Origin of the sequence: Salinimicrobium terrae DSM 17865, assembly GCF_000424665.1 — a bacterium.
GTDB classification, from domain to species: domain Bacteria; phylum Bacteroidota; class Bacteroidia; order Flavobacteriales; family Flavobacteriaceae; genus Salinimicrobium; species Salinimicrobium terrae.
Genome location: NZ_AUKI01000017.1, coordinates 316,388 through 340,973, shown reverse-complemented (window position 1 = coordinate 340,973; position 24,586 = coordinate 316,388). Strand labels below are relative to the sequence as shown.

The 24,586-nt window shown below is 40.0% G+C and carries 21 protein-coding genes and 1 tRNA gene; 4 read left to right on the top strand and 18 right to left on the bottom strand.

Translation table 11 applies throughout. The annotated features are described in order from the left end of the window. Positions 1-17: 17 nt before the first annotated feature. The 15 genes from H148_RS0108835 to H148_RS0108750 all read right to left on the bottom strand — a co-directional run bounded on the left by H148_RS0108835 (position 18) and on the right by H148_RS0108750 (position 14,660). Positions 18-965, bottom strand: coding sequence for a 2-hydroxyacid dehydrogenase (locus tag H148_RS0108835; RefSeq protein ID WP_029034482.1), 948 nt, complete (start codon positions 963-965; stop codon positions 18-20). Between the two features lie 6 nt (positions 966-971). Beyond that, positions 972-1,337, bottom strand: a complete 366-nt coding sequence (locus H148_RS0108830; protein ID WP_029034481.1) for a cupin domain-containing protein — start codon at positions 1,335-1,337, stop codon at positions 972-974. A gap of 217 nt (positions 1,338-1,554) precedes the next feature. Further along, positions 1,555-2,907 carry a magnesium transporter gene (gene mgtE / locus H148_RS0108820; RefSeq protein ID WP_029034479.1) on the bottom strand — a complete coding sequence of 451 codons (1,353 nt, stop codon included), beginning with the start codon at positions 2,905-2,907 and terminating at the stop codon, positions 1,555-1,557. Further along, complete coding sequence (rsmA, locus tag H148_RS0108815) at positions 2,897-3,736, bottom strand: 16S rRNA (adenine(1518)-N(6)/adenine(1519)-N(6))-dimethyltransferase RsmA (protein ID WP_029034478.1); 840 nt, start codon at positions 3,734-3,736, stop codon at positions 2,897-2,899. The genes mgtE and rsmA overlap by 11 nt, the downstream gene beginning before the upstream one ends. 14 nt (positions 3,737-3,750) lie before the next feature. Beyond that, positions 3,751-4,059, bottom strand: a complete 309-nt coding sequence (locus H148_RS0108810) for a DUF4286 family protein (protein WP_029034477.1) — start codon at positions 4,057-4,059, stop codon at positions 3,751-3,753. 51 nt (positions 4,060-4,110) lie between these two features. Then, the gene (locus H148_RS0108805; protein ID WP_029034476.1) at positions 4,111-5,895 is read right to left on the bottom strand and encodes a tetratricopeptide repeat protein; all 1,785 of its coding nucleotides are present in this window, start codon (positions 5,893-5,895) and stop codon (positions 4,111-4,113) included. A 129-nt stretch (positions 5,896-6,024) separates the two neighbouring features. Continuing rightward, positions 6,025-7,296, bottom strand: coding sequence for a serine--tRNA ligase (gene serS, locus H148_RS0108800; RefSeq protein WP_029034475.1), 1,272 nt, complete (start codon positions 7,294-7,296; stop codon positions 6,025-6,027). Positions 7,297-7,371: 75 nt separating this feature from the next. Then, positions 7,372-8,691, bottom strand: coding sequence for an HTTM domain-containing protein (locus H148_RS0108795; RefSeq protein WP_029034474.1), 1,320 nt, complete (start codon positions 8,689-8,691; stop codon positions 7,372-7,374). Beyond that, positions 8,681-9,619: a bifunctional riboflavin kinase/FAD synthetase gene (locus tag H148_RS0108790; RefSeq protein WP_029034473.1), complete on the bottom strand. Its 939-nt coding sequence runs from the start codon at positions 9,617-9,619 to the stop codon at positions 8,681-8,683. The genes H148_RS0108795 and H148_RS0108790 overlap by 11 nt, the downstream gene beginning before the upstream one ends. A gap of 7 nt (positions 9,620-9,626) precedes the next feature. Next, on the bottom strand, positions 9,627-10,262 hold the full coding sequence (gene pth / locus H148_RS0108785; protein ID WP_029034472.1) for an aminoacyl-tRNA hydrolase: 636 nt from the start codon (positions 10,260-10,262) through the stop codon (positions 9,627-9,629). Between the two features lie 161 nt (positions 10,263-10,423). Then, positions 10,424-11,092: a 50S ribosomal protein L25/general stress protein Ctc gene (locus H148_RS0108780; RefSeq protein WP_029034471.1), complete on the bottom strand. Its 669-nt coding sequence runs from the start codon at positions 11,090-11,092 to the stop codon at positions 10,424-10,426. A gap of 180 nt (positions 11,093-11,272) precedes the next feature. Further along, positions 11,273-12,214 (bottom strand): ribose-phosphate pyrophosphokinase, encoded by a 942-nt coding sequence (locus tag H148_RS0108770; RefSeq protein ID WP_029034470.1) that lies wholly within the window; start codon positions 12,212-12,214, stop codon positions 11,273-11,275. A 187-nt stretch (positions 12,215-12,401) separates the two neighbouring features. Continuing rightward, complete coding sequence (locus tag H148_RS0108760; protein ID WP_029034469.1) at positions 12,402-13,622, bottom strand: hypothetical protein; 1,221 nt, start codon at positions 13,620-13,622, stop codon at positions 12,402-12,404. A gap of 2 nt (positions 13,623-13,624) precedes the next feature. Then, positions 13,625-14,167 carry an RNA polymerase sigma factor gene (locus H148_RS0108755; RefSeq protein ID WP_037324933.1) on the bottom strand — a complete coding sequence of 181 codons (543 nt, stop codon included), beginning with the start codon at positions 14,165-14,167 and terminating at the stop codon, positions 13,625-13,627. A gap of 34 nt (positions 14,168-14,201) precedes the next feature. Continuing rightward, the gene (locus tag H148_RS0108750; protein ID WP_156877231.1) at positions 14,202-14,660 is read right to left on the bottom strand and encodes a hypothetical protein; all 459 of its coding nucleotides are present in this window, start codon (positions 14,658-14,660) and stop codon (positions 14,202-14,204) included. 166 nt (positions 14,661-14,826) lie between these two features. Here H148_RS0108750 and H148_RS0108745 point away from each other — a divergent pair, with 166 nt between their 5' ends. Then, positions 14,827-16,131, top strand: a complete 1,305-nt coding sequence (locus H148_RS0108745; protein ID WP_029034466.1) for a DUF2254 domain-containing protein — start codon at positions 14,827-14,829, stop codon at positions 16,129-16,131. 103 nt (positions 16,132-16,234) lie between these two features. On the opposite strand, the gene H148_RS0108740 is transcribed toward H148_RS0108745, so the two are convergent. Continuing rightward, the gene (locus H148_RS0108740) at positions 16,235-17,293 is read right to left on the bottom strand and encodes an AI-2E family transporter (RefSeq protein ID WP_029034465.1); all 1,059 of its coding nucleotides are present in this window, start codon (positions 17,291-17,293) and stop codon (positions 16,235-16,237) included. 98 nt (positions 17,294-17,391) lie between these two features. Beyond that, entirely contained in the window at positions 17,392-18,381 is a 990-nt protein-coding gene (locus H148_RS0108735) for an endonuclease/exonuclease/phosphatase family protein (protein ID WP_037324876.1), read from the bottom strand. A 200-nt stretch (positions 18,382-18,581) separates the two neighbouring features. On the opposite strand from H148_RS0108735, the gene H148_RS0108725 reads away from it, so the two are divergent. Both H148_RS0108725 and H148_RS0108720 read left to right on the top strand, forming a co-directional pair. Then, a tRNA-Leu gene (locus H148_RS0108725) sits at positions 18,582-18,663 on the top strand. 296 nt (positions 18,664-18,959) lie between these two features. Continuing rightward, on the top strand, positions 18,960-22,664 hold the full coding sequence (locus H148_RS0108720; RefSeq protein WP_029034463.1) for a metallophosphoesterase family protein: 3,705 nt from the start codon (positions 18,960-18,962) through the stop codon (positions 22,662-22,664). 166 nt (positions 22,665-22,830) lie between these two features. Here the strand turns inward: H148_RS0108720 and H148_RS0108715 are convergent, their stop codons facing one another. Then, complete coding sequence (locus H148_RS0108715) at positions 22,831-23,385, bottom strand: manganese efflux pump MntP (RefSeq protein WP_029034462.1); 555 nt, start codon at positions 23,383-23,385, stop codon at positions 22,831-22,833. Positions 23,386-23,958: 573 nt separating this feature from the next. Between H148_RS0108715 and H148_RS0108705 the strand changes: the two genes are divergently transcribed. Continuing rightward, the gene (locus H148_RS0108705; protein WP_029034461.1) at positions 23,959-24,546 is read left to right on the top strand and encodes a HupE/UreJ family protein; all 588 of its coding nucleotides are present in this window, start codon (positions 23,959-23,961) and stop codon (positions 24,544-24,546) included. The last annotated feature ends 40 nt before the right edge of the window (positions 24,547-24,586 follow it).

Below are 24,586 nucleotides of genomic sequence, written 5' to 3'. Positions count from 1 at the left end.
CGTCTGTGCGATACGGATCAAAGGTCCTTAAAATGCTCAATGATCTTTTGAGCTATAGTATCTGCCAGCTTCCGGTGGGATTCCACAGTCCAGCCTGCAATGTGCGGGCTTAGCAGCACGTTTGACATTATTAGCAGTTCCTGCAAGGCCTTCGGCATTTCGGCGTCTTCTGAAAAAAGGCTTTCAAAAGAACCTTTTTCGTACTCCAGCACATCAAGTCCAGCTCCCAAAATCTTCTTCTCCTGAAGTGCCGCTACAAGATCTTCGGTCACTACACTTTTTCCGCGGGCGGTGTTAATCAACCAGAAAGGTTTTGCAAAAGCATTAATGAATTTCCTGTCTATCATTTTGTTTGTTAAAGGGGTCCAGGGAGTGTGCAAACTCACCACATCACACTCCCTTCGGAATTCTTCAAGAGAAACCTGCCGGGCATAATGATCTCCTACCCTTTCTAAAATGTCATAACAGAGCACTTCTACTTCAAATCCCTTCAGCTTTTTAGCAAAAGATCTTCCCATGTTTCCATAACCAATGATGCCAACAATTTTTCCTTCCAGTTCTACTCCGCGGTTCGCCTCCCTGTACCAAAGTCCTTCCCGAACCTGCCTGTCGGCCTTATTAAGTTTATTGAAAAGTGAGAGTAACATTCCTAAGGCATGTTCTCCCACAGCATTTCGGTTCCCTTCGGGGGCAGAAAAAAGTGTGACGCCCCGCTTTTCAGCATATTCAACATCAATGCTTTCGAGTCCGGCGCCTACACGGGCGATAAATTTAAGATTAGGAGCGGCATCGAGAAATACTTTATCTATTTTGAACCGACTCCGTATGACAATTCCATCATAGAGATGCTGATTTTCCAGGATTTCCTGCGGACTTTGCTCATAGGCCTCAACATTATAATGCCCGGCGGCTTCCAGTTGTTTTAAAAGAGTAGGATGATTGGAGTCGGCGTGAAGAATGATCATAAAAAATCAGATTTTTGGATAATCAGATTGGGTGAGGCTGTCCTGCACGTTTCCGGTGTGTTTGGTGCTCAGCTTTTCAAACAGCATGATATGCACTTCCTCTCCGTTCTTAGTCATGGGACAATGCTTTACTCCTTTTGGAACAATTATAATTTCCCCCTCCTTCACTATTTCGGTACGATCCTCAAACTGCAAATACAAGGTTCCTTTTACAATCTGGAACAGCTCATCTTCCTCATCGTGCTGATGCCACACAAATTCATCCTTCACCTTTGCCACAAGCACCTGCATGTCATTTACAACTCCAATTTGTCTCGGATGCCAGTGGTTACTGAACTTTGTTAGTTTTTCTTTTGGGTTAATGGGTTTCATAAATGACATTTTTGAAGAATATTATATGGATAAACTAAATTACGAAATCGAAGTCGGGGCAGGGATTGAAGCGGCATCTTTTTTGCCTTTTTTGGGAGGCAAAAAAATACAGCGGAAAGCCCGGTGCGCAGCAGCCCCCATATCAAAAATCAAATTCCAAATTCCAACTCTCAAATTCAACAGGAAGAAAATCAGCTGCTGTGTAAACCTTGTGAATCTAAAATCCTAAAATGAGCTTTGCTATACTAAAGTAAATAAGGATCCCGAAAATGTCATTACTGGTTGTAATAAACGGACCCGTAGCCATGGCAGGATCTATTCCAAATTTGTCCAGAATAATTGGTACAAAAGTTCCAATGAGGGAAGCCATTATGATGACCGAAATTAAAGATATTCCTACTGTAAGGCCAAACCAGAAATCGAATCCAAGTAGAAATATTCCCCCCACAAGTAGTAACAGAGCAAGAGCGGTACCATTCAGTAAACTTAGAAGGACCTCTTTGATAAGACGATTCCAAAGGGAACCGCTAAGGCTTTGATTTGCCAGACCCTGTAATACAATGGCCGAAGATTGAACGCCTACATTTCCCGCCATCGCGGCAATTAGCGGCACGAAAAAGAATAGCGCGGCATGTTGTTGCATGGCGGCATCGAAAGTACCCAAAACAGTTACAGAGACGAAACCACCCAAAAGTGCCAGCGTAAGCCAGGGCAACCTTGCACGGGTATGGCGCAGAATGGAGTCATCTGCCTCCACGTCTTCAGAAATACCGGCAGCGAGCTGGTAATCTCTTTCGGCTTCATCCCTTACGAAATCCAGGATATCATCAACAGTTACACGCCCAACCAACCTGCCCATCTCATCAACAACGGGAATGGCTTCAAGGTCATATTTCTGCATGATCCTGGCAACTTCTTCCCCTTTTGTGTGGACAGTAACGTAATCTACTTTATCAATATAAACATCACTAATATTAGCCTTACTGGAAGCGGTGAGAAGATCTTTGAGGGAAAGTCTTCCTTTTAATTTTCCCTTGTCGTCAACCACGTAAATAGAATGCACTCGGGTAACATTCTCACCCTGCGCCTTCATTTCGGCCAACGAACCGGTAACACTCCAGTTCTCATTCACCTTTACAAGCTCCTTGGCCATTAGTCCACCGGCAGAATTCTCATCGTAGCGCAACAGCTCCACGATATGCTCGGCGTGCTCCTCATCTGAGATCTCCTGGATAACCTCCTGCTTTCGTTCTTCAGAAAGTTCTGACATGATATCGGCAGCATCATCGGTATCCATGTTCTCAAGCTCCTCGGCAATTTCTTTGGCCGAAAGATTATCGAGAATACGTTCCCGTACGTCTTCCTCCAGCTCCATAAGAGCTTCGGAAGTTTTTGTGCTGTCAAGCAACTTTATGATATAGGTAGCCTCGTCGAGATCCAGTTCATCTATGATCTCGGCAATATCGGCAGGGTGCACCTCATCCAGCAACTGCAGAAGCTCGGCGTCACGATTCTCCTCAATGAGGAGTTGAATATGCTCGATATATTCTTCGGTTACCTCAAATTGCATAAGGCTGAATTTTTTGCGTAAGTTCTATGAAACGCCCGGTACTCAACTGCTCCGGACGGAGATCAAATATACTATCTTCTTTAATATTATCGGGCAGGTCAAAGATCTTAAGACTGTTCCGCAATGTTTTTCTTCGCTGCTGAAAAGCGGTTTTCACCACCCGGAAAAATAATTTCTCATCTACAGGCAGGGAAAAATCATCTTTCCGAGTGAAACGCAGTACCCCACTGTCAACTTTTGGCGGCGGATTAAATACTGAAGGTGGCACGGTAAAAAGATATTCAGCTTCGTAAAAAGCCTGTACCAGGACCGAAAGGATTCCGTAGGTCTTGTTACCTTCTTTTTCGCAAATGCGTTGTGCTACCTCCTTCTGAAACATACCCGAAAATTCCGGAATATATTCCCGAAGCGCGAGCATCTTAAATACAATTTGGGTGGAGATATTGTACGGAAAGTTCCCTATAATGGCAAATTGATCCTGCCCAAAAATTTCGCTAATGTCATACTTCAAAAAGTCCTTTTCGTGGATCTTTCCTTCAAGAGCAGGATAATGTTCTTTTAAATAAGCAACACTTTCCCTGTCAATTTCAATCACGTGAAGATCTGTATCTTTCTTCAGCAGATATTTTGTCAGCACTCCCATCCCCGGCCCTATTTCCAGGATATGAGAATAACCCGAATAGCTTAAAGTATCTCCTATTCTTTCCGCCACAGATTCATCGGTCAGGAAATGTTGCCCCAGGTGTTTTTTAGCCTGAACGTCACCATCCTGATGAGGCACAGAAGGATTGTGGCGGTTTCCGCCTTTCTTGTTGTAATTCTTTTTCATGGAAAAAGGGATTTTTACTGTTCGCTTACTACCTCCAACTCGGTCCTGAAGGCCACAAATTTCCCTTCAAAAATGGCAGTTTTTCCTCTTAGTTTTTGAGCATCTTCTTCATAATAGCGCTTCAGCATTTCTTTGTTTTGGGCTGTATATTGAACAGAATAGGTCACGCCACCCATTTCCTCCTTAACCATTACCCTGGTCATTAGAGCCTTAATGAATTTCCCGGTGTTGAGCATCTCGGGGATATGTTCATTTTTCATCCATTCCACCCAATTTTCGTGAACATCTTCCTGAATATTTATTGTAACATTGTAGATATACATAAGCTGTTTATTCTTTAGAAAACCGGGAGGAATTTATATAAACTGAAAGTGCTATTCGATTTCATCCCCCCGCAGTTGCCTGAATTTCTTTCGGGCGTCAATAAAGTAAATACTATCGGCGTAATTAAAGATAATTTTTTCATAAAACTCCTGCGCCTTTAGAGGCTGGTTCAGTTCCCCGGCATACAGTTCGGCGAGATAGTAATGGGCATTATCTCCCAAAACTCCGTTTTGATAATGTTCTATAATTGCGAGATAATTTTCTTCGGCCTTTTTAAATTTTCCGGCTTCCTCATATAGTCCCGCCTGCTTTAAAAGGGCATCATCTTCAATCTTTTCACCTTTATGTTCTGATAATATAGTATCAAGAACTTCAATAGCCCGATTGTCCCTTTCCTGAAAGGCCAGTAAATCGGCCCTCGCATATTTTTTTAGTGCAGCCTGAGTGGAATCTTCCAGAGAATTTTCACTTATCAAAAGGCTTAGTTCCATGGCATCATTCGCGATCAATTGTGAAGTGGCCGACTTTAGCACATCCAACTGTATGGTTGCCCACTCAAAATCTCCCTTGTAATAACTGGTTTTTGCCACCTTAAACCTTGCCAATTGGGCTATAACATCATTCTCCACCAGGTTTTGCACCTGGGAATAATAAATTAAAGCCTGGTTAAATTTTTCATCGAGAACCAGAATATCGGCCAGGGCCATTTTTAAAGCCGCTTCTTCAAATTTTTTAAGATCATGATCAAGGAAACCCTGCAGTACCTCCCGAGCTTTAGTAATCTGATTCTGTTTAAAAGCCAGGAAATTTGCATAATCAATATAAAGAGACAACAAAGCAGTACTGTTTCCATAGGTGTCAAAAAGGGCATTATAACCCTGTTCTATTTCAGAAAATTTCTCCGGCGGAAATGTTTCCTGAAGGATATTCAGCCTTAGCTGATGAGCCTGTAATTTAAGATCTTCATTTGGTGCCTCCTCAATGATAAAATCCAGGATTTCCAAAGCAGTTTCTTGCTGGTCTTCCTCTCTTGCCATAATAGTAAGGCGAAGAATAGGACCAAGTCCCTGATCTGACCTGCGGTAAATGGCTTTCTCCTGCTGAAAGGCCTTTTGATATTCTTTTTGCTGAATATATAACCAACTCAAAATATTGTTGAACAGGATATTCTGATCTTCCTGAAGCCTTTTAAGCAATAACTTCCTGAAGGTAAGATTTGCGTCATTAGCAGGATCATCTGTAATAAACTGTCCGTAAATACGGCTCACCCCCGGCAGCAAATCGGGATTGTTTCCCAGCACATCAAGATAGTTACTGAACATTTTTTCTATTTCCCCCTGCTCCCCATAAAGGCGTGCGAGTTGTATGTTATATTCGGCATCGGGATTCATTCTCATTCCAAGCTCATAGGCCGTTACCGCTCGATCCAGCTTGCTGTACTTTTCAAAAGTACGGGCAATAGAAAAGGCGTAATTCGGTCTCGACTCTATAGCTCTTAAAGCTTCATTGTAAAATTGGCTGGCTCGTGTATCTTCCCCCTGCAATTCAAAATTATGCCCGAGTTCTACAAGATAATGAGGCGCATTGGCTGTATTGTTGACCTTGTCTTTAAGAAGATTTTCTGCCTCCCCGTATTTTTCCAGTTGTTGATAGGTTGCTATAAGTCCGTAAAAAAAGGAAGAATTATTTGGCTCCTGATCAAGTAGTTTTTCATAAATATTTTCTGCCTTTTCAAATTCCCCCCTGTCAAAATAGTTCTTCGCAAGCTGCTCTGACTGTGCGAAGCCTGGAAACTGGGTGCAAAGAAGAAGGAGAAAGAAATAGAGAAAACGCATCCGGAACAATTTTTTATAAAGATACTAAAATGGGTATTTAGAAGTTGAAAATGAGGATGTTATTCTGCTGAAAAGGAAAAACCTCACAGGTTTGGAAACCTGTGAGGTTTAAAACATGCTTAAAATTATTTAGTTGATTATGTCGAAACCTGTGTAAGGTACAAGCACATCGGGCACTTTAATTCCGTTGGGCATCTGGTAATTCTCCAGAATTCCTGCCAGTACACGAGGCAAAGCAAGGGCACTTCCGTTTAAGGTATGCAAGAGTTCCTTTTTACCGTCCTTATCTTTATAACGCAATTTTAATCTATTTGCCTGAAAGGTTTCGAAATTTGAGCAGGAGCTTATCTCCAACCAACGATCCTGTGCTGTAGAAAAAACTTCGAAATCGTACGTAAGTGTTGAGGTAAAACCAAGATCTCCGCCGCACAATCTCAGGATGCGGTATGGTAATTTTAGATCCCGTAAAATATCTTTTATCTGCTCAACCATTTTATCCAGGGCTGCATAAGAATTTTCCGGTTTTTCAATTCTTACTATTTCTACTTTGTCAAACTGATGCAGGCGGTTAAGTCCGCGTACATGAGCTCCATAAGAACCTGCTTCTCTTCTGAAACATGGCGTATAACCTGTACAGGCGATTGGCAGATCATTTTCTGAAAGCATATCATCCCGAAACATATTCGTAATTGGCACCTCTGCAGTAGGAATAAGGTATAGGTTATCTTCTGTGACATGGTACATCTGCCCTTCCTTATCGGGTAGCTGTCCTGTTCCGTAACCTGAAGCTTCATTTACCATGAGAGGCATCTGGAATTCGGTATAACCCGCGGCGACATTTTTGTCCAAAAAGTAAGAAATTAATGCTCTTTGAAGTCGGGCTCCCTTGCCTTTATAAACGGGAAATCCGGCACCGGTGATCTTGTTACCCAATTCGAAATCAATGATATCATATTTCTTCGCCAGCTCCCAGTGCGGTAATGCATCTGTATCCAATTTTGGGATCTCACCTTCTTTAAAAACTTCAATGTTATCTTCCTCTGAGGTCCCCGCAGGCACCAGGTCGTTAGGAACATTCGGAATATTGTACAGCTGCCGGTTCAAAGCCATAGTTGTGGCGGCCAGCTTTTCTGAAAGTTCTTTTGTGATCTCTTTAATATCTGAGGTCTGCTGTTTCAGTTGATTGGCCTTAAGGTGTTCGCCTGTTTTGAAAAGCATTCCAATCTCTTTGGAAAGCCTATTGGATTCGGCTAATTTATCATCAAGCTCTGCCTGTGTGGAACGTCGGGTTTCATCGAGTTCCAGCACTTCAGAAAAAACTTCTTCAGCATTAAAATTTCTTTTTTTTAAGGCTAAAATATATGCCTCTTTATTCGCCCTGATGTTGGCTACCTGTAACATAAATTTGGAATTAGAAGATTTGCCGAAATGACATTTCCCGGATAAAGGAACAAAAATAATAAAAGCCTTAAAACATTAGTCTATAGCCGAAGGTAAAATCCACTTGTGGTGCCTTAAATGATTCCATTCTTCGGCCGCAAGATCCACTTTTGGATCTATAAAAGGCTTATAAGGTCGGCCGTTGACACTGACCTTGCTGTCTACAAAGATCTCTACCTCTTTACCAGATTCTCCAAATTCAGATTCCAGGTGCTGCGCAAATTGCCAAATCATGTCGGGTTTTGAGGGGAGTGCACGCATCTGTTTAGGGGAAAGATATTCGCTGTTTTTAACATAGATCGTATCCTGCGGTCTTGCTTTGTCTACTACTTTATACTGGATCTTTCCCGATTTTGATCTCAACATCATACGCCAGCTAAGCCTGTGTCCTTCTTCGGTCCAAAGCACATCATCCTTTATGAACCAGTGCCTCACGGGCAGCACAAGTTGCACCAGGAGCCAAAGGCTAATGAAACTTATGATCAAAGGTTTGTGTTCAGGAATTATCACTTCCCCTTCTGAATAATGTGGCTTTTTCCATAAAAAATACCGGTTGATATTTTCAGTTGAAAAAAAGAAAAGTGTAAAGGCAAGTGCCAGATATGGGAAGATGCCAATTTGGAAGATGACACTGTTGAACAGGTGAAAAAATACAGCTGTCAAAAATACGAAAATCCGCGTCCTTTTCCAGAGTAATAAAGGGATGATCAACAGGTCAAAAAAGAAACCGAACCAGGCGATAGTAAAATGCACCCATTCCTGCTGAAGAAAATCTCCAACGAGCCAGTAATCTTCACGGGCTGCCATAAGAATTCCCGGCAGGGTTCCATCCAGCCAGTCTGGGTATAGTTTTGCAATAGCAGCATACGTGTATACGATCCATAATTGCCCCACGATAAACACCCAAACCCACCGGGGCATACTGATTTGCTTTAGCTCCGGCTTTTGCCGAACGTCCACCGAAGCATACCGGTGCGCCGGTAGCGAGATCATGATAAAGCACAACAACATGAGCAGGTAATAGTGGTTGTTGTAAGAAGATTTCTGCATTAGATAAACTGCAGCCCACATAACAGCATACATAAAGATGCTGAACCTGTATTTGTAGCCTACCATTACAAGAAGGCCAAACACTCCCATTATGCCGTAATACCACAGCATTCCATTTCCAGGCAAAGGTTGCAGGAATTCAAAACCAATAAAATTGAAGGTGAATTGGGGTTCAATAAAAGCCCTCTGAATCCAACCGGTAAAAATAGCTCCAAAAGCCTCTATGGCTAACAATAATCCAAATAGAATTCTGAACACAATGAGTGCAGAGTTATCTATTCGGGTGAAAAGCCATTTATTCAGCATAGTTGTCACGAATGTACTGCGTGCTGAATGCTTCGTCCTGTTTCATAGCTGTTTTTAGCCCCTCAACAGATTCAAATTTTTTCTCATCCCGTATCCGTGTGAGCATTTCAATAGAAAGATTTTTTCCATAGAGATCTTTTTCTAAATCAAAAAAGTAGGTTTCAACGGTTTTTTCTGTACCACCCACAGTAGGATTTGTCCCGATGCTCATCATGCCAAATACGACCTGTCCATCTATCAAAGAACGAACCACGTAAACTCCATTTTTGGGAATTAACTTGTAATTCTCCTTTATCTCAAGATTAGCCGTAGGATAATTGAATTCTTTTCCCAGGCCCTTACCTTTTACTACCGTACCCGCTAAAGCAAATGGGTAGCTCAGGAAGCGATTGGCCTTTTCCACACTACCTTCTAAAAGGGCTTTTCTGATCTTAGTAGAACTCACCGCGACATCTTCAATATCCTGTTTGGAAATTTCTTCAACTTCAAATTCATATTCCCTTCCAAATTCCCGAAGATCATCAATATCGGCAGTTCTGTTTCGTCCAAACCGGTGATCATATCCAATAATGACCTTCTTAGCCCTTAATTTGTGTACCAGAATATCCCTTACAAATTCCCTGGCCGAAAGCCGGGAGAATTGTTGAGTAAACGGGTGCACGATAAGGTGATCGACCCCACTTTGTTTCAGAATGCTCTTTCGCTCTGCAATCGTATTGATCAATTTTATATCGGCATCTTTTTGCAGCACCATCCTGGGATGCGGAAAAAAAGTGAGAATGGCCGATTCCAAATTTCCTGCTTTGGCTGTGTTCACAAGCCTTTCAATAATCTTTTGATGTCCAATGTGTACACCGTCGAAGGTACCAATAGTGACTACTGTATGATGAGTGCTGTTAAAAGCATGTGCTCCTTTATGTTCTTTCAAGGCTACTTTATTTCCCGTTAAAGGTATTCATTGTATTATTTATTCCTGCAGTACCAAATGACCGGATGACTTCCGCCGACTTTTCCAGTCTCTCCGGTAATTTTTTCTCCTCCTCTTCATCCCATTCTCCAAGAACGTAATCGACTTGCCTGCCTTTACTGAATTCATCGCTTATTCCGAAGCGAAAGCGATTGTAATTTGTGGTTCCTAACTGGGACTGTATATCTTTTAACCCATTGTGGCCACCATCACTACCTTTGGTTTTTACCCGAATAGTACCAAAAGCCAAATTAAGATCATCTGTAATTACTAAAAGATGCTCCAGCGGGATCTTTTCTTTTTGCAACCAATAGTTAACTGCTTTACCGCTTAGGTTCATGTATGTAGAAGGTTTAAGCAAAATAAAGCTGCGGCCTTTAAATTTGTAGGTAGCGATATCTCCCAGTTTCTGGGATTCAAATGTGAGATCCTCCTTTTCTGCCAAAAAATCCAGAATTTTGAAACCAATATTATGACGGGTATTGTGATATTTCGGACCAATATTTCCCAATCCAACAATTAGAAATTTTTTCATAGGGGAAACTTCTTCTTTTTCTTTTTGATTTTCTTTTTTACTGAGAATTCTTCCGAAGAAGCGAAGCATAACTTTTGTTTTGGTAAAGATAAAATTAATAAAAACCTTTCTCTTCATTCATAGAAGTTAACATTGGCTCAAGCAGCAGTTAGTTTGATCCTGAAACCTCTTTAATAAAAAACATCCCAGACCTGTCGGAATGGGATGTTTAAAATTTATAAAGAAATATACTATTCTTTAGCGTCTTTATCGTCGGTTGCTCCTGACTGTGAATTTCCTTCTTCTGAAACTTCAGTTGCCGGTACTTCGTCTGCCGCTACTTCTTCTTCTTCATCTTCTGTATCGGCGATAATGTTACGAGAAGTTCTTACCTGGCAAACCACAGTGTTATCGGGGTGCATGATCTTGAAATCTTCGCTTTTCAAAGCAGTAACATAAAGCTTGTTACCTATCTTAAGTGGAGTAACATCTGCTTCAATAAAGTCAGGAAGATTTCCTGGAAGACCCTTCACTCTCATGCGGCGAAGGTTAAATCGTAGAACCCCACCATTCTTCACACCTCTTGGTACTCCCTTAGTGTGAACCGGAATTTCCATAGAAATTTCTTTGTCTTCAAAAATCTGATAGAAATCGATATGCAATATAGCATCGGTTACAGGGTGGAACTGGATGTCCTGAAGAACAGCATTAAACTTTCCTCCGTCTTTTAATTTAATTTCCACTGTATGCACATCTGGTGTGTATACAAGGTCTTTAAAGGCAATCTCATCTGCTGCAAAATGTAATGGCTCGTCTCCCCCGTATAATACGCAAGGAACCTGTCCAGCATTACGTAAGGCTTTTGTAGCTTTCTTGCCTACGCTTTCTCTTTTAGATCCGTTGATCGTAATTGATTTCATTGTTAAAAATTTTAGGCTGCAAAAGTAAATCTTTTTTTTCAGCTATTAAAAGGCTGAAGCCTAATTATTTTAAACCGGAAGAAAATGGCATTTTTGAATACTTCAGAAGTTATAAATGGTCTTCTCTCCCCACTTATAACTTCTAAATTCGTACTTCTAAACTAACCTCTCCTCTTCAGCTTACATAATAAATTTTGAACTTATTGACCTGTTGTTGTGAACCCTGCTCATAACATCGGCAAAAAGATCGGCACAGGTTACAACCCGGATTTTTTTACTTTCTTTTTTCAGTGGAATAGAATCGGTGACTATAAGTTCAAGCAGTTTAGATTGCTCAATTCGTTCATAAGCCTCTCCCGAAAGTACCGGATGAGTACAAATAGCTCTAACACTCAATGCTCCTCTTTCCATCATCAAATCTGCAGCTTTCGTAAGGGTTCCCGCAGTATCAACCATGTCATCTACAAGTACCACATTCCTGCCTTCAACATTTCCAATCAATTCCATGTGCGAAATTATGTTTGCCTTGGCACGTTGTTTATAACAGATTACCACATCACTTTCCATAGTTTTGGAGTAAGCATAAGCTCTTTTGGAACCACCCATATCTGGTGAGGCAACAGTAAGATCTTCGAGATTCAGGCTGCGCAGGTACGGCAAAAATACGGTAGAAGCAAATAGATGATCTACCGGTTTTTCAAAAAATCCCTGGATCTGGTCGGCATGGAGATCCATTGTAATGATACGTGTAGCGCCTGCAGTTTCAAGCATTTTAGCAATGAGCTTCGCAGCAATTGGAACACGCGGTTTATCTTTTCTGTCCTGCCTGGCCCATCCATAGTAAGGAATAACGGCCGTAATATGCCTTGCAGATGCTCTTTTGGCTGCATCTAGCATAAGTAGCATTTCCATGAGGTGGTCCGATCCGGGATGAGTGGAACCTATAATAAAAACCCTGGAACCTCTTACAGATTCTTCAAAAGAAGGTTGAAATTCGCCGTCACTATAGGTCGAGGTAATAACGTTTCCCAGCTTGGAGCCATAGGATTCAGCTATTTTTTCGGCAAGATCACGGCTTTGATTACAGGTAAAAATTTTAACTGCGGTAGATACTTCAGGCATTGGTTCGGTGTGTTGTTTGTTGTTGCCCTGCAAATTTAGAAATTAATTTGAGGGGAAGAGGCCGTGAAAAATACTTTCTTGAGAAAATAAAAGTAAAGAATACTGTAAATCAAGTTAATAATTCCTTCTGAAAAATGTTCTTTTTGGAAGGTGAAATCCTGCAATTATTCAGAACACTTTAATTCAATTAAAATCTATAGCTGAAGCCGGAATATAACCCGAAGAAATAAGGATTTTGTCCGTTGTTGTCCCTGAAGGTGTTCATCTGAAATTTCACCACAGGCTCCAAGTTGAATTGTAATTGCCTGGACAAATTGTAGCCTAAACTAAGTCCCAGATTTGTAGTATAACTAAGGTAATTCATGCTGTTAGTCTCCTCAAAATTGGCCCTATTCCCGGGTATATCCAGCAAAAGTTCATTCTCCTCAAGAAATAATACGCTTCCTCCTCCTATGATACCTATTGCAATTTTTCTATCCACCAGAACGTATTCAACTTCCAGAGGGATCTCGAAAAAACCCATTTTTTGATTTAGAGTTCCATTTGAAGGGGAGGCAAGGGTAGTACTCTCCATCATATTCTCACTAAAAGAAGCAGCAGCACTGGCCACATCATTAAATGAAATCTCATGGGTGTTGTACTCAAGATCCACCTTGTTTAAGCCCGACCGGAGATTGACCTTTTTGGAAATTGCATAAGCCACATTTACACCATAAGAAAAGGTGACTTCCCCGGAGGCTTCTTTTGGAGAAAAATTGGTATTTAAGGCATACCCTTTCACAGGTGCCACCTTTGTACTCACCTTAAATTTCTCTTTGAACTCCTCCTTTTTTGATATTTCAACAATGGGTGCTTCTTTTGAAACCAATAAAACTGCCTCAGATAACTCCTCCTCGGGCTCCATTACCTCCACCGTTTTTCCCTCTACGGGATTTTCTCCATACTTCCCGGTTTTAGTGTTTTGAACCTGCACCCAGGATGAGGATCCTGAGGACTGATTCTCATTTACTTCTGAAATCTCCTCCCTGCCCGCAGCAATTCCCACCTTTTCATTCCCTGAATGAATCTCCCGGCCCTGTAAGATCAAAGCCTGCAGAAGTATATCCGATTCCCTCATCAATTCATTAAATTTTACAGAAACTTCTGAAGTATTAAAATCCCCTTTTTCATTAGGAAAAGGTCCAATCACATAATTTTCCTTTGCAGCTGGCTGAGGATATTGCAGGTAAGCGGTAAAGATAATCGCCAAAACAGCGGCCACTCCGGCTAGTGTGAACCACAAAGGAAACAATCTCTTTTCCTCTTTGCGAGGCATTTGGGAGAGAATGTTTTCCCAGGAGTCTGCCGGTGGTGGCAATTTTGCCCCTTCAAACCTATCCCGATAAATGCTATCAATATTCTTACGCATTTTTATATCGATTTTAGGGAATTTGCCCTGTTGTATTGCCTGACTCTTTCTCTAAGTTTAATGCGTGCCCGGGCTAGATTCGATTTAGAAGTTCCTTCAGAAATTCCCAACATCTGCGCGATCTCTTTGTGAGAATAATTTTCCATGACATAAAGGTTGAATACCATCCGGTAAGCTTCCGGCAACTCCTGGATTATTTTTATCAAAAAATCCAGAGATAGAAGTGCGTCATCCAGGTTTTCCTCATTCTCTTCAGAAATGTCCCCCGTTATACTTAAAAAGATCCCGTTCTTTTTGCTTTTTTTGATGGCAGTGTTGATCACTATTCGGGTCATCCACCCTTCAAAAGAACCCTTCCCGGCAAATTGTTCAATGTTCTGAAAAATCTTTATAAAACTGTCCTGTAGAAGATCTTTTGCCTGTTCGTAATTCCCGGAATATTTAAGGCACAGCACAAAAAGCTTTTCGGAGTAATCCCGATAAAGCTTTTCCTGCGCTTTTCTATCCTGTTTTTTACACAGGCGAACTAGTTCCTTTAGACCCACCAAATATTATTTTGGTTCTTAATTCCTTATATCCTTACTTGACAGAAGTTGTTGGCGTAGTCTCACCTACGGGAACGACTATTTGGGTATAAATACTCTCCTGGTTTTCGTCAAAGCCTGTCCAAAGATAAAACGTATAAGGTTCATCTTCATCTACTCTAAGGGAAAAAGAATCTATTTCTTCAAGATCCTCATTTTCCAGAGTACATTCACCCTCACCTGGAAGATATGAAGCTACCCCGGATACATAAATGTCCCTTCTTGCAGAACCTTCAGCACCACCTCTTACAGCCTGAACACCCACAGGTATATGGCAGACGTTTGGGAGAAGATACGTGATTTCGACCTGGTAAACTTCTCCCGGTTCGAACGACTCAGGAAGATTTGTGTCAATTACTTCGGCTAAAACCTGCACAGAATCTGGTCCATCATCTTCAATTTCACAACCGGTTAATACCGTGATTGACATAAGCAATAGAAAAACTTTTTTCATTTTTAATAGAATTACTTGGTTTACTTATATGACTCCATTTTTTCAAAAGGTTGCGTTGGTCTATAAAAAAGTTTGAATTGTTTTAGAAAATATAATTCTTATATGATCTCTTCTATTATCAATTTTCATGATTTGATTAACTTCCCCAATAATTTCAAACTACAAGATGAATTTTTTTCTTCTTAAAATCTCTTCCCTGTACAGAAGCGTTAAAGGAAAAATTGCTTTTTATCCTACACTATTCGCCCTATTAGGATTGGTATTCGCTTTTCTAATGATGTACCTGGAACAACTGGGTATTTCGGGATATTTGGTTAAAAATGCTCCTCTCCTGGTGGTCAATAGTGGCGATACAGGATTAACGATTTTGAGTGCGTGCATAACCGGCTTAATATCAATGATGGTTTTTAGTTTTTCAATGGTAATGGTACTCCTCAATCAGGCGGCGAGCGACTATTCCCCACGCCTCCTCCCGGGATTAATATCAGATCGTCGTCACCAGATTATTCTTGGAATATATATTTCAAGTATATTATTCTGTATTTTCGTCCTCTTTTCAATTCAACCTACAGGAGATAAGTACCAGGTACCCGGTTTTTCTGTCCTTCTTGGCATTCTATTTACAGTAACGTCGATATATGCTTTCATTTATTTTATTCACAATATTTCAGAAACCATTCAGATCACTAATATTCTTGAAAAAATATTTTTAGATGCCCGGAAAAGACTTTATTATCTCCTGGAGAAGGAGAAAGATGTAGCTTCTACCTTTCCGGCAACTGAGGGTTGGTATGAATATGAGACTTTTAAAAGTGGTTATTTTCAGAGTTTTTCACAGAATGATCTACTCTCGTTCTGCAAAAAAAATGAGACTTTACTTGAGGTGCTGCTAATAAAAGGAGCGTTTGTTTTAGAGGGTGTACCCGCCTTCAGGTCAAAAAAGAAATTGGATGAAAAAGCAGTTAAAGATTTACTGAATAAATTTTATTTTTCAAGAGAGGAACTTGTTACCAGCAATTATGTACTGGCTTTCAAGCAAATTACAGAAGTCGTTGTAAAAGCAATGTCTCCGGGTATTAATGATCCTGGGACAGCCTTAAATGCCATTGATTACCTCACCGATTTATTGAGAATTAGAATGCAAAAGTCCGATCTCAGTTTCATTTCAAAAGATGGTAAGAATTTCGTTAAGACGAGAGGAGTGACCTTTAAGGAATTGCTTTATAATTTAAATGCTCCCATGAGAAGGTACTGTAGTCAGGATATTGTGGTAGTCCAAAAAATAATCAAAATGTTCACTTCATTAATGAGGCAAGAGACAAAAGACCCTGGATATCACCATATCATAGCGATTGAGGCTAAACGACTGCTACAGGAATCGAGAAGCTCTCTAAAAAATGAGGCAGATGTAGAAACCCTTGATCAACTTTCTGAACAGGTTGAACTCCTGATGAATTCCTCCCGGAAGTAAAGTTAGTACTGCAACAGCAAAAATAATTGCTATCCCCTTCCTTTAAAAGGGTGGTCTTGCTTTGTAGTCTGAAGAGAAATTTTCTTAAGTCCGGTCGGTAAAATCAATCAGGTTTTTTACCAAATAAAAAGCCCAGCGGTTTCAAGAGTTCCACATTCTGGAATATTACGGTGGCCATGGCCATTACCGGAATTGCCACTACCATTCCAACGAGTCCCCAAATTGCCCCCCCCAGCATTACAAAAATAATAACAAAAAAAGGATGAAGTCCCACCTTATCACCCACAATATAGGGCTGGAGGATATAACTTTCTACAAATTGTGAAACAGTAAAGGTGATCACTATTCCCCACAAAACATTAATATCCCCGGAAGTGAGGTAGCCGAAAACCATAGCCATGGCAAATCCAATAATATTACCAATCCAGGGGATCAAAGTAAGAATGGCAGCAATAACACCCACCAAAAGATAGTTGTCTACACCCGAAAAACCTAAACCAACAGAATAAAAAACCGCCAAAATCCCCATTAGAATTAGTCTTCCAATTAAATAATCCTGTACTGTCCCTGCCGAAGTCTCTATAACTTTTGCCACTTTAGTTCGATTCTGTGATTTGAAAAGAGAAAGCAGAAATTCTTTAAAGTGACTACGGTAAAAAAGAAGGAAGAACGTATAAATGAATGTTATTAGATACGAACCCATGAAATTCAATGAAGATCTTAAAAAAGACAAGGCCTTAGCTCCTTCATTAACTCCTTCTCCAACAAATGGTATGGATCCCGAAGGATAATATTCCTGAAGTGAATTCTTGTTTAGTGGAGTATGCTCAAACAAAAATGTTTTGAACTCTTCTACTTCTGGTGCCATGGCTTCTTTGATAACCGACCAGTCATTAAAAAAGTTCTGTATTTGCATTGAACAAAGACTTAAAAAAAGCAAAGAAAAAATAAATACCATTAGAGTACTAAGAAATGATGAAAGGCCCCTGTATTTTATAAGCTTTTCCATCTTCCTGGCAGCCGGCAAAACAATAAGAGCAAGCACAACTGCAAAAACTAGTGGAGCAAGAAATCCTTTGGAAGCTGCCAAACCTTGAAGTAGGAAATAAGCTCCTACCACTACTAAAAATGTGTTTTTTATAATCGTTGATCCTTTAGACATTATTTAGGTTATAGTTCTGTGGTAGTTTAAGCTTTTGGAAAAAAGATATTAAACCTTTAATATTTGAATTTACATTTTTCTGTAGAGGCCGACTGTTTTTATTTTCTTAAAATAAGTTCAGTAAGCATGGGAAAATGATCTGAACCAAATTTATCCAGCCTTTGGACTTTAACCGCCTCAAACTCTTCTGTCACGAAAAAATGGTCAAGAGGCCACCGCATCCAAAAAGATTGAGCACTAAAAGAATTGTAAAGACCTCTTCCCAACCTTACGTTTTTTAAGTTCCCATGTTCTTCAAAGAATTTGGTAGTGCTGGACCATGAGACATCATTAAAATCTCCCGCTACAATCGATGGAAGGTTATCCGCCGCCACTAATTTTCCTACTTTGGTCAAAGCCACTTCGTTCAGACCAACATTATCGGGATATTTATCGCTGGGAAACGGTGCCACAGGATGGACTCCATGAAATTTAATTTTTTGACCAGACTTCAGTTCTACCACTGTGTGGACTGATGGAACATCATGATGTTGAAAAAACTTCACATCCTTTTCCAGAAGAGGAAGTTTGGAATACAGCGCCATTCCGTAGGCATTTTCCAAAGGATATTTTATGGCAAATGGATAACCAATTTGGTCCAATTGCTCCACCCACCAACTGTTTACTTCCATTGCTAAAACCATATCTGGCTGGTGTTTTTCAATTATTTCTCTAAGCTTGGCTGCATCTCTGTTCGTAATAAGAACATTGGCAATAAGAACCTTTAAACTGGATGCAGATTCCAGGTTTTCTTGAGAAACTTCCGGAACAACTTTCTCGCCCACATAATAGGGACCTATCTTAATTGAATGAATAGAAATGGCTACCACCAGTCCGGCAACTACGATATATGAAGTGACGTTCCATTTCCTGTTTAAGATTAAAAACAACAGGAGACACACCAGGGAAAAGATTAAATATTGAGTTCTGGGAAAATCCAGGATCTTAGCATACCAATAGGTTAGATCATGGATCAAAGATAAAATACTCAGGATAACAACGATTGCGCTTAATCCAACGACAATTTTATATAATATAGATCTCATCATTTATTTGATTTTCACCGCAAACAAAAAGGAACAGTTTTTCTTCTTTGGAAAAACTGTAGCGGAAATAAAGAACAAAAGATAGAACTAATTTTTTAAAAGCTTGTTGATCTTGGTCTTTCCGGAGCAATCTATTTACCCAAAAAAATTAACCACACCATCTCCCGGATAAAATAAAAAATTATTACTTTTGCCGTCCAGTTGCCTTGGTGGCGGAATTGGTAGACGCGCTGGATTCAAAATCCAGTGACTTCGGTCGTGTGGGTTCGATTCCCACCCAAGGTACATAACGAAAAGGCTGAGATTTGTTTCTCAGCCTTTTTTCTTTGGGTTAACATTCTACTTAGGTCTTACAAATACACAATTTAACGATGTCTTCACAAAGGCTAAAGCTTGTTTAACAGCATTTAAACTTTTTGCTGCACTTTTTCATCTATATTATTTTCATAGAAAATGAGAGGTCATAAAGAGGATAAAATATGCTGGTTAGATTTGTTTCATGCATCTCTTTAAACACCAGCTTCTTTATCCTGTTTTATTATGGTTCCCTCCTATTTCAAACCTGATACTTAAAAAAATATATGAATTTTAGATTATATCCTCTTCTCGTATTTGTCATGTTTATTCTTCATTCCTGTGGATCACATATACCCAAATACGCTGACTCTTACTCACCAGATAAGACTAATTATCCCACAGACCTGGAAAAGGTTAAATCATTCTATCTTATAGGAGATGTTGGATATAATGTTGAGGATACCAGCTCTTCCGGTTTAAAGGCGTTGGAACATTACCTGGATTCCGTTTCCTCAGTTGAGGATTTTGTAGTTTTCTTAGGTGACAACTCTCGGGCTGAGAATCTGACCAGTGAGGATCCAGAAGAATTACAAAGTGCAAAAAACAACCTGGATCAACAAATTAAGATAGTAAACGGTTCATCTGCCAGACCTGTTTTTATTCCCGGAGAACTGGATTGGGATGAGAAGGGTATGGAGGGACTGGAGAAACAGGAAGAATACCTGGAGGAAAAACTTGATGAAACGGATGTTTTTATGCCGCGAAATGGCTGTCCAATTCAGTTTGTCGACATTTCCGACGAAGTACACCTAATTATTCTTGATTCTCAATGGTACATTAACAACTGGGATGATCACCCCACCATTAATGATGACTGTCCCGAGATCAAAACACGGGCAGCCATGCTTGTTGAAATAGAAACAGAATTAAAAAAGAATCAAAATAAAACTACAGTCTTTGCTTTGCATCACCCTCTCTTCTCTAACGGGATACACGGCGGAAATTTCTATTTATCCCCTTATTTAAAACCTTCGGAAAAAAAACTTCCCGTTCCTCTAATAGGATCTATGGCCATGCTGCTTCGTACCAGTGGAGGACTTTCTTCACAGGATGTTCAGAATAGAAGGTACAGCGAGCTGGTAGACCGGCTGGAAACGATTTCGAAAAAATGGGGGAAAGTTGTTTTTGCATCGGGACATGATCACTCCTTACAATATCTTGAAGAAGGTCATGTAAAACAAATAGTCACTGGGGCTGCTTCTACTTCTTCTTATGCAGGATTAAGAAACAATGGTTTGTTTGCATATCCTGGAGAAGGATTTGCTGTGTTTGATGTATTTGAAGACGGTTCTTCCTGGGTAAGCTTTTATGCTTCAAAACAAAATCAGCCTGTTCTACTTTTTCAAAAGGAGGTCTACGATGCTAATAGAACCTATCCTATTGATACCTTACCGGAAACTTTCCCTGCTCTGGTTGAACAGTCGGTTTACCCGGAAAGAAAAGATGAAATTAAGCTATATGATAACATATGGTTGGGAGATGGATATCGGGATCTTTTCCTGGAACCTGTCACTGTTCGTACTGCCGATCTCGATACACTTTACGGTGGACTAGAGCCCATGCGAATGGGTGGAGGAACTCAGACAAATTCCCTGAGAGTAAAAGACAGCCTAAACAGAGAATATAACTTTAGGAAGATCAAAAAAGATCCCCTCCAATTTATTCAGGCTGCACTCTATAAAAACAAACCCGTAACCGGACTTTTCAACGGAACCGTTCTGGAATCTTTGATCCGGGGATTTTATACCGCCTCCCATCCTTATGGTTTCCTTGCCGTACCAACCTTGGCTGAAGCAGGGGAAGTTCTGCATACCAATCCGGAACTATATTATTTACCAAAACAACCTCTTCTTGGAAATTATAATTTTGAGCTCGGGGATGACCTTTATATGATAGAAGAGCGTCCGGAAGAACACTGGCTGGGGTATGAAAGTTTTGGCGCACCCAATCATGATATTCAAAGCACAGAAGGGCTTTTTGACCGTCTTAGAAGAGATGAACAATATAGTGTCAATGAACCAGCTTATATAAGAGCCAGGATATTCGATATGCTCCTTGGCGATTGGGACCGGCATAATGATCAGTGGCGCTGGGCAGAAATAGAACTGGAAAACGGAGACAGAGTTTTTGAACCTATTCCAAGAGACCGGGATCAGGTCTTTTCAAATTATGACGGTCTCCTGTTCAAGTTCCTTCGTTCCCTTGGCGGACTTAGCGCTAAATTTTCTGTCTACGGAGAAGATATAGAGAATTTAGAGGCTTTTACACGTTCGGCTTTAACACTGGATAGGAATCTTGTTCAAAACCTGGAAAAGGAAACATGGATTTCCCAGGCTACTTTTCTTCAGGAGAGATTAACGGATGAGATAATAGAAGAAGCCTTTACTAATTTACCTGAAGAAATACAGGGTGAAAATACCAATGAATTAATTGAAAAGGTAAAAGGACGTCGAGATAATCTGGTAGACATTGCTGAAAGATACTATGACCACCTAATAGAAGTTGCTATCCTCAGAGGTACAGATAAAGATGATTATATAGATATTGAGAGGCTGGAAGATGGAAGTACCAACATACGTATTTCCCGAAATAAAGATGGAGACAGAGACGAGGTGGTCGCACAAAGAACTTTTTACGAAGACCAGACCAAAGAAGTTATTGTTTATGGACTTGACGATGATGACCAATTTTACGTTACAGGAGAAGGAAAAAGTGATATCCTGGTGAGGCTGGTCGGTGGTCAGGATGATGATCTTTATGATATAGATAACGGAAACTCACTTAAAATATATGATCATCGTTCCCAGGGAAATGTGGTAAAGGAAAAGAGCGGTGCCCGGACAGTTTTTACAGATGATTATTATGTTAATTTGTATAATCCAGACCGAAGGGATCCCACGGGAATGAGTATTGTTCCCAGTTTTAGTTATAATCCCGATGATGGTTTCGTACCGGCTCTAAGTGGAACTTACACCTTCGGAAACCTTGTAGAGTTTCCTTTTACTAGTCGCCATGATCTCGCAGTGCGTTATTTTTCCAGGACCAGAGGATTCGATTTGAACTATGGGGGAGAATTTAAAAATTTCACCGGAAATTACAATTTTTACTTAGGTGCCTATTATTCCAGCCCGGGCCATACAAGGAATTTCTTTGGCTTTGGAAATGACACGCCCAATTTCACAGAAGAACAAGGATGGCCGTATAACCGAATCAGGATTGAAGAAATAGCAGGAGAAGCAGGATGGACCCTTCAATCTCCGTATGGACACCAGATCAAATATCTGGCGACTTTTGAAAGTATAAAGGTTGAGGAAAAGGAGAGCGAAGTTCTTCCAGATGAATTCATGCCGGGTGATCGTCAACTATTTGGAGGAATAAAAGCCATTTATGAATATGAAAATTACGATTCAGAACTGACACCTACCAGCGGACTCAACATAAGCCTTACCGGAGGTGGAAAAATGAATGTGGACGCAACAGATGAAATCTATGGATATTTTCAACCTTATCTTGAGCTTTATAATGCTATTTCCAAGAACCGAAAATTAGTACTCAACACCAAAATCCAGGGAACTGTAAATTTTGGTAATGATTTTGAATTCTATCAGGCAGCAACCCTCGGAGGTAATAATGGCCTACGCGGCTACAGGCAACAACGCTTTTCAGGGAAACAGGCAGCGGCTGCAGGAGGAAACCTGATTTATAATTTTGATACGCTTAAAACTTCTGTCCTGCCACTGTGGTTATCGGTATTTGGTGGTTATGACATCGGTAGGGTCTGGTATCCGGGGCAGGAGAGCGATACCTGGCATGACAGCTACGGTGGCGGACTCAAAGCTAACATTGCTGAAATTCTCGGGGCTGAATTTAGCACCTTCAAAAGTGATGAAGGATGGAGATTTACTTTTGGGCTGGGCATGAGATTTTAAAATTACCTGATCCTATTTTTTAAGAAAACTTATTTTAATTCAGGCTCTCAGTTCATTAATCATTCTTAATGAAGATCCCACCCTAGAGGGTTCTTCATATCCAGTTTACCAGGATAGCAGAGATTACATAAAGGGATGTATTTATAGAATAAATGTTCTTGATCACCTATGCGGGAAAACCAAAATAGTTCAAAGCTCCGAGAACAATTAATATAATTCCGGCAAAAACTTGAACATATTTGCCCACATTATTTTTGATGTATTTACCACCTTTGAGTCCTGCAAAAGTAAATACCATAGAACAAAAAGCTATAAATAAGGCTAACCTTAAAGGATTAACTTCTCTTAATCCGAGGCTGAATCCTACCAGCAAATTGTCCACACTGAGACCCAAAGCGATTAAAACTAATCCTTTTATAGAAGTTATATATTCTATTGATGTATCTTTTTTATTTCTATCTTTTAAAGATGAGAAAATGGTATAAATTCCCAGGCCAACCAATATTAAACTTCCTACAATACTGGCATGATCAGCGATTAAGGAACTTATAAGCCGCCCAATGAGCAATCCAACAAGAGGTATGGTAAATTCCGTAAGAGTAAAAATTACCAATATCCTTAAATGATATTTGCTCGTGCCCAGAGCCCCTAAACCGAACGCAAATGCCAGGTTGTTTGAAGCAATGACTATTCCCAGGAGTATTAAGTCCACTGTGGTCATAAATTTTCTTTTTTATTTTTCTCCTGTTTTTCTTCGGACAAATATAAATGAAAGCTCTTCAAACGCTGGTAGGTAGGTTTTGAAGGGTAAGGCATGTCATCCCATTTTCTATTCATTTGTGTCTATACCTTGGCAGCGCTTTTCTTCTTAATGGATAAATTTAATTAGGAGGAAGATCTATTTTTAGTGATCTCCCGTTGGCTTTCCTGCTAAGAACCACCCACATTGTAGTAGAGATAAGTTTTTGCTCATCAACAAAAAATAAAATACAACAGGTTCATATTTTTAGATATTATAATCAGATTTTTATAATCATTGTTGTCCGAGAAAAGATACCAACTTCTCAATCAGCGAAAGTGGGAGTTGGATCAGCATTAGCAGGTGGTCTCCGGAATATTTATCTTTATAAGAATACCCTGTGATTTCGGTCGTGCGGGTTCGATTTCCGCCCAAGGCACTTAAAAACCCATTCCAGCCGATGGTTTTTTTTAAACTTAATTAAATTCATCTCTTTTAGCCCTTTGTCCATCTTCATAAGAAATCGTAAATTTCGCCGCTTATCTTATTCTTCCTATGTCGCAATTCTGGTTATATTTTAGATTAGGCCTGGAACATGTTCTGGACTGGAATGCTTATGATCATATTCTTTTTCTCATTGTTCTGGTTGCCTCCTATTCATTCCTCACCTGGAAAAGGGTTTTTTGGCTGGTTACCATTTTCACCCTTGGTCACACAATTTCCCTTTTTCTTTCGGTATATAAAATTGTGCTTGTGAACACAGCCTGGGTAGAATTTCTTATTCCAATTACCATACTGTTCACTGCTGTGTACAATATTATTAATGCCAAAAAAAAAGAAAACAAAAACAATATTAACTTATTATATTTCACCACCGCCTTTTTTGGAATTATTCACGGCCTTGGCTTTTCCTCCTATTTTAAAATGATTGCCTCGGGTACTGACAATGTTTTCCTGCCCTTACTGGAATTTGCGTTAGGGATTGAGACAGCACAGCTTATTGTTGTATTGTGTGTACTAATACTGGGTTTTCTACTACAAAATGTTTTACGGGTGACAAGACGTGACTGGATATTAGTAGTGTCGGCTATTGTAATAGGAATAATTCTACCTATTCTTAAGGAAAATTATCTGGCATTATAAAATTTAACTTTCCTTTATTGGATTAATTTTAGTCTTGCAA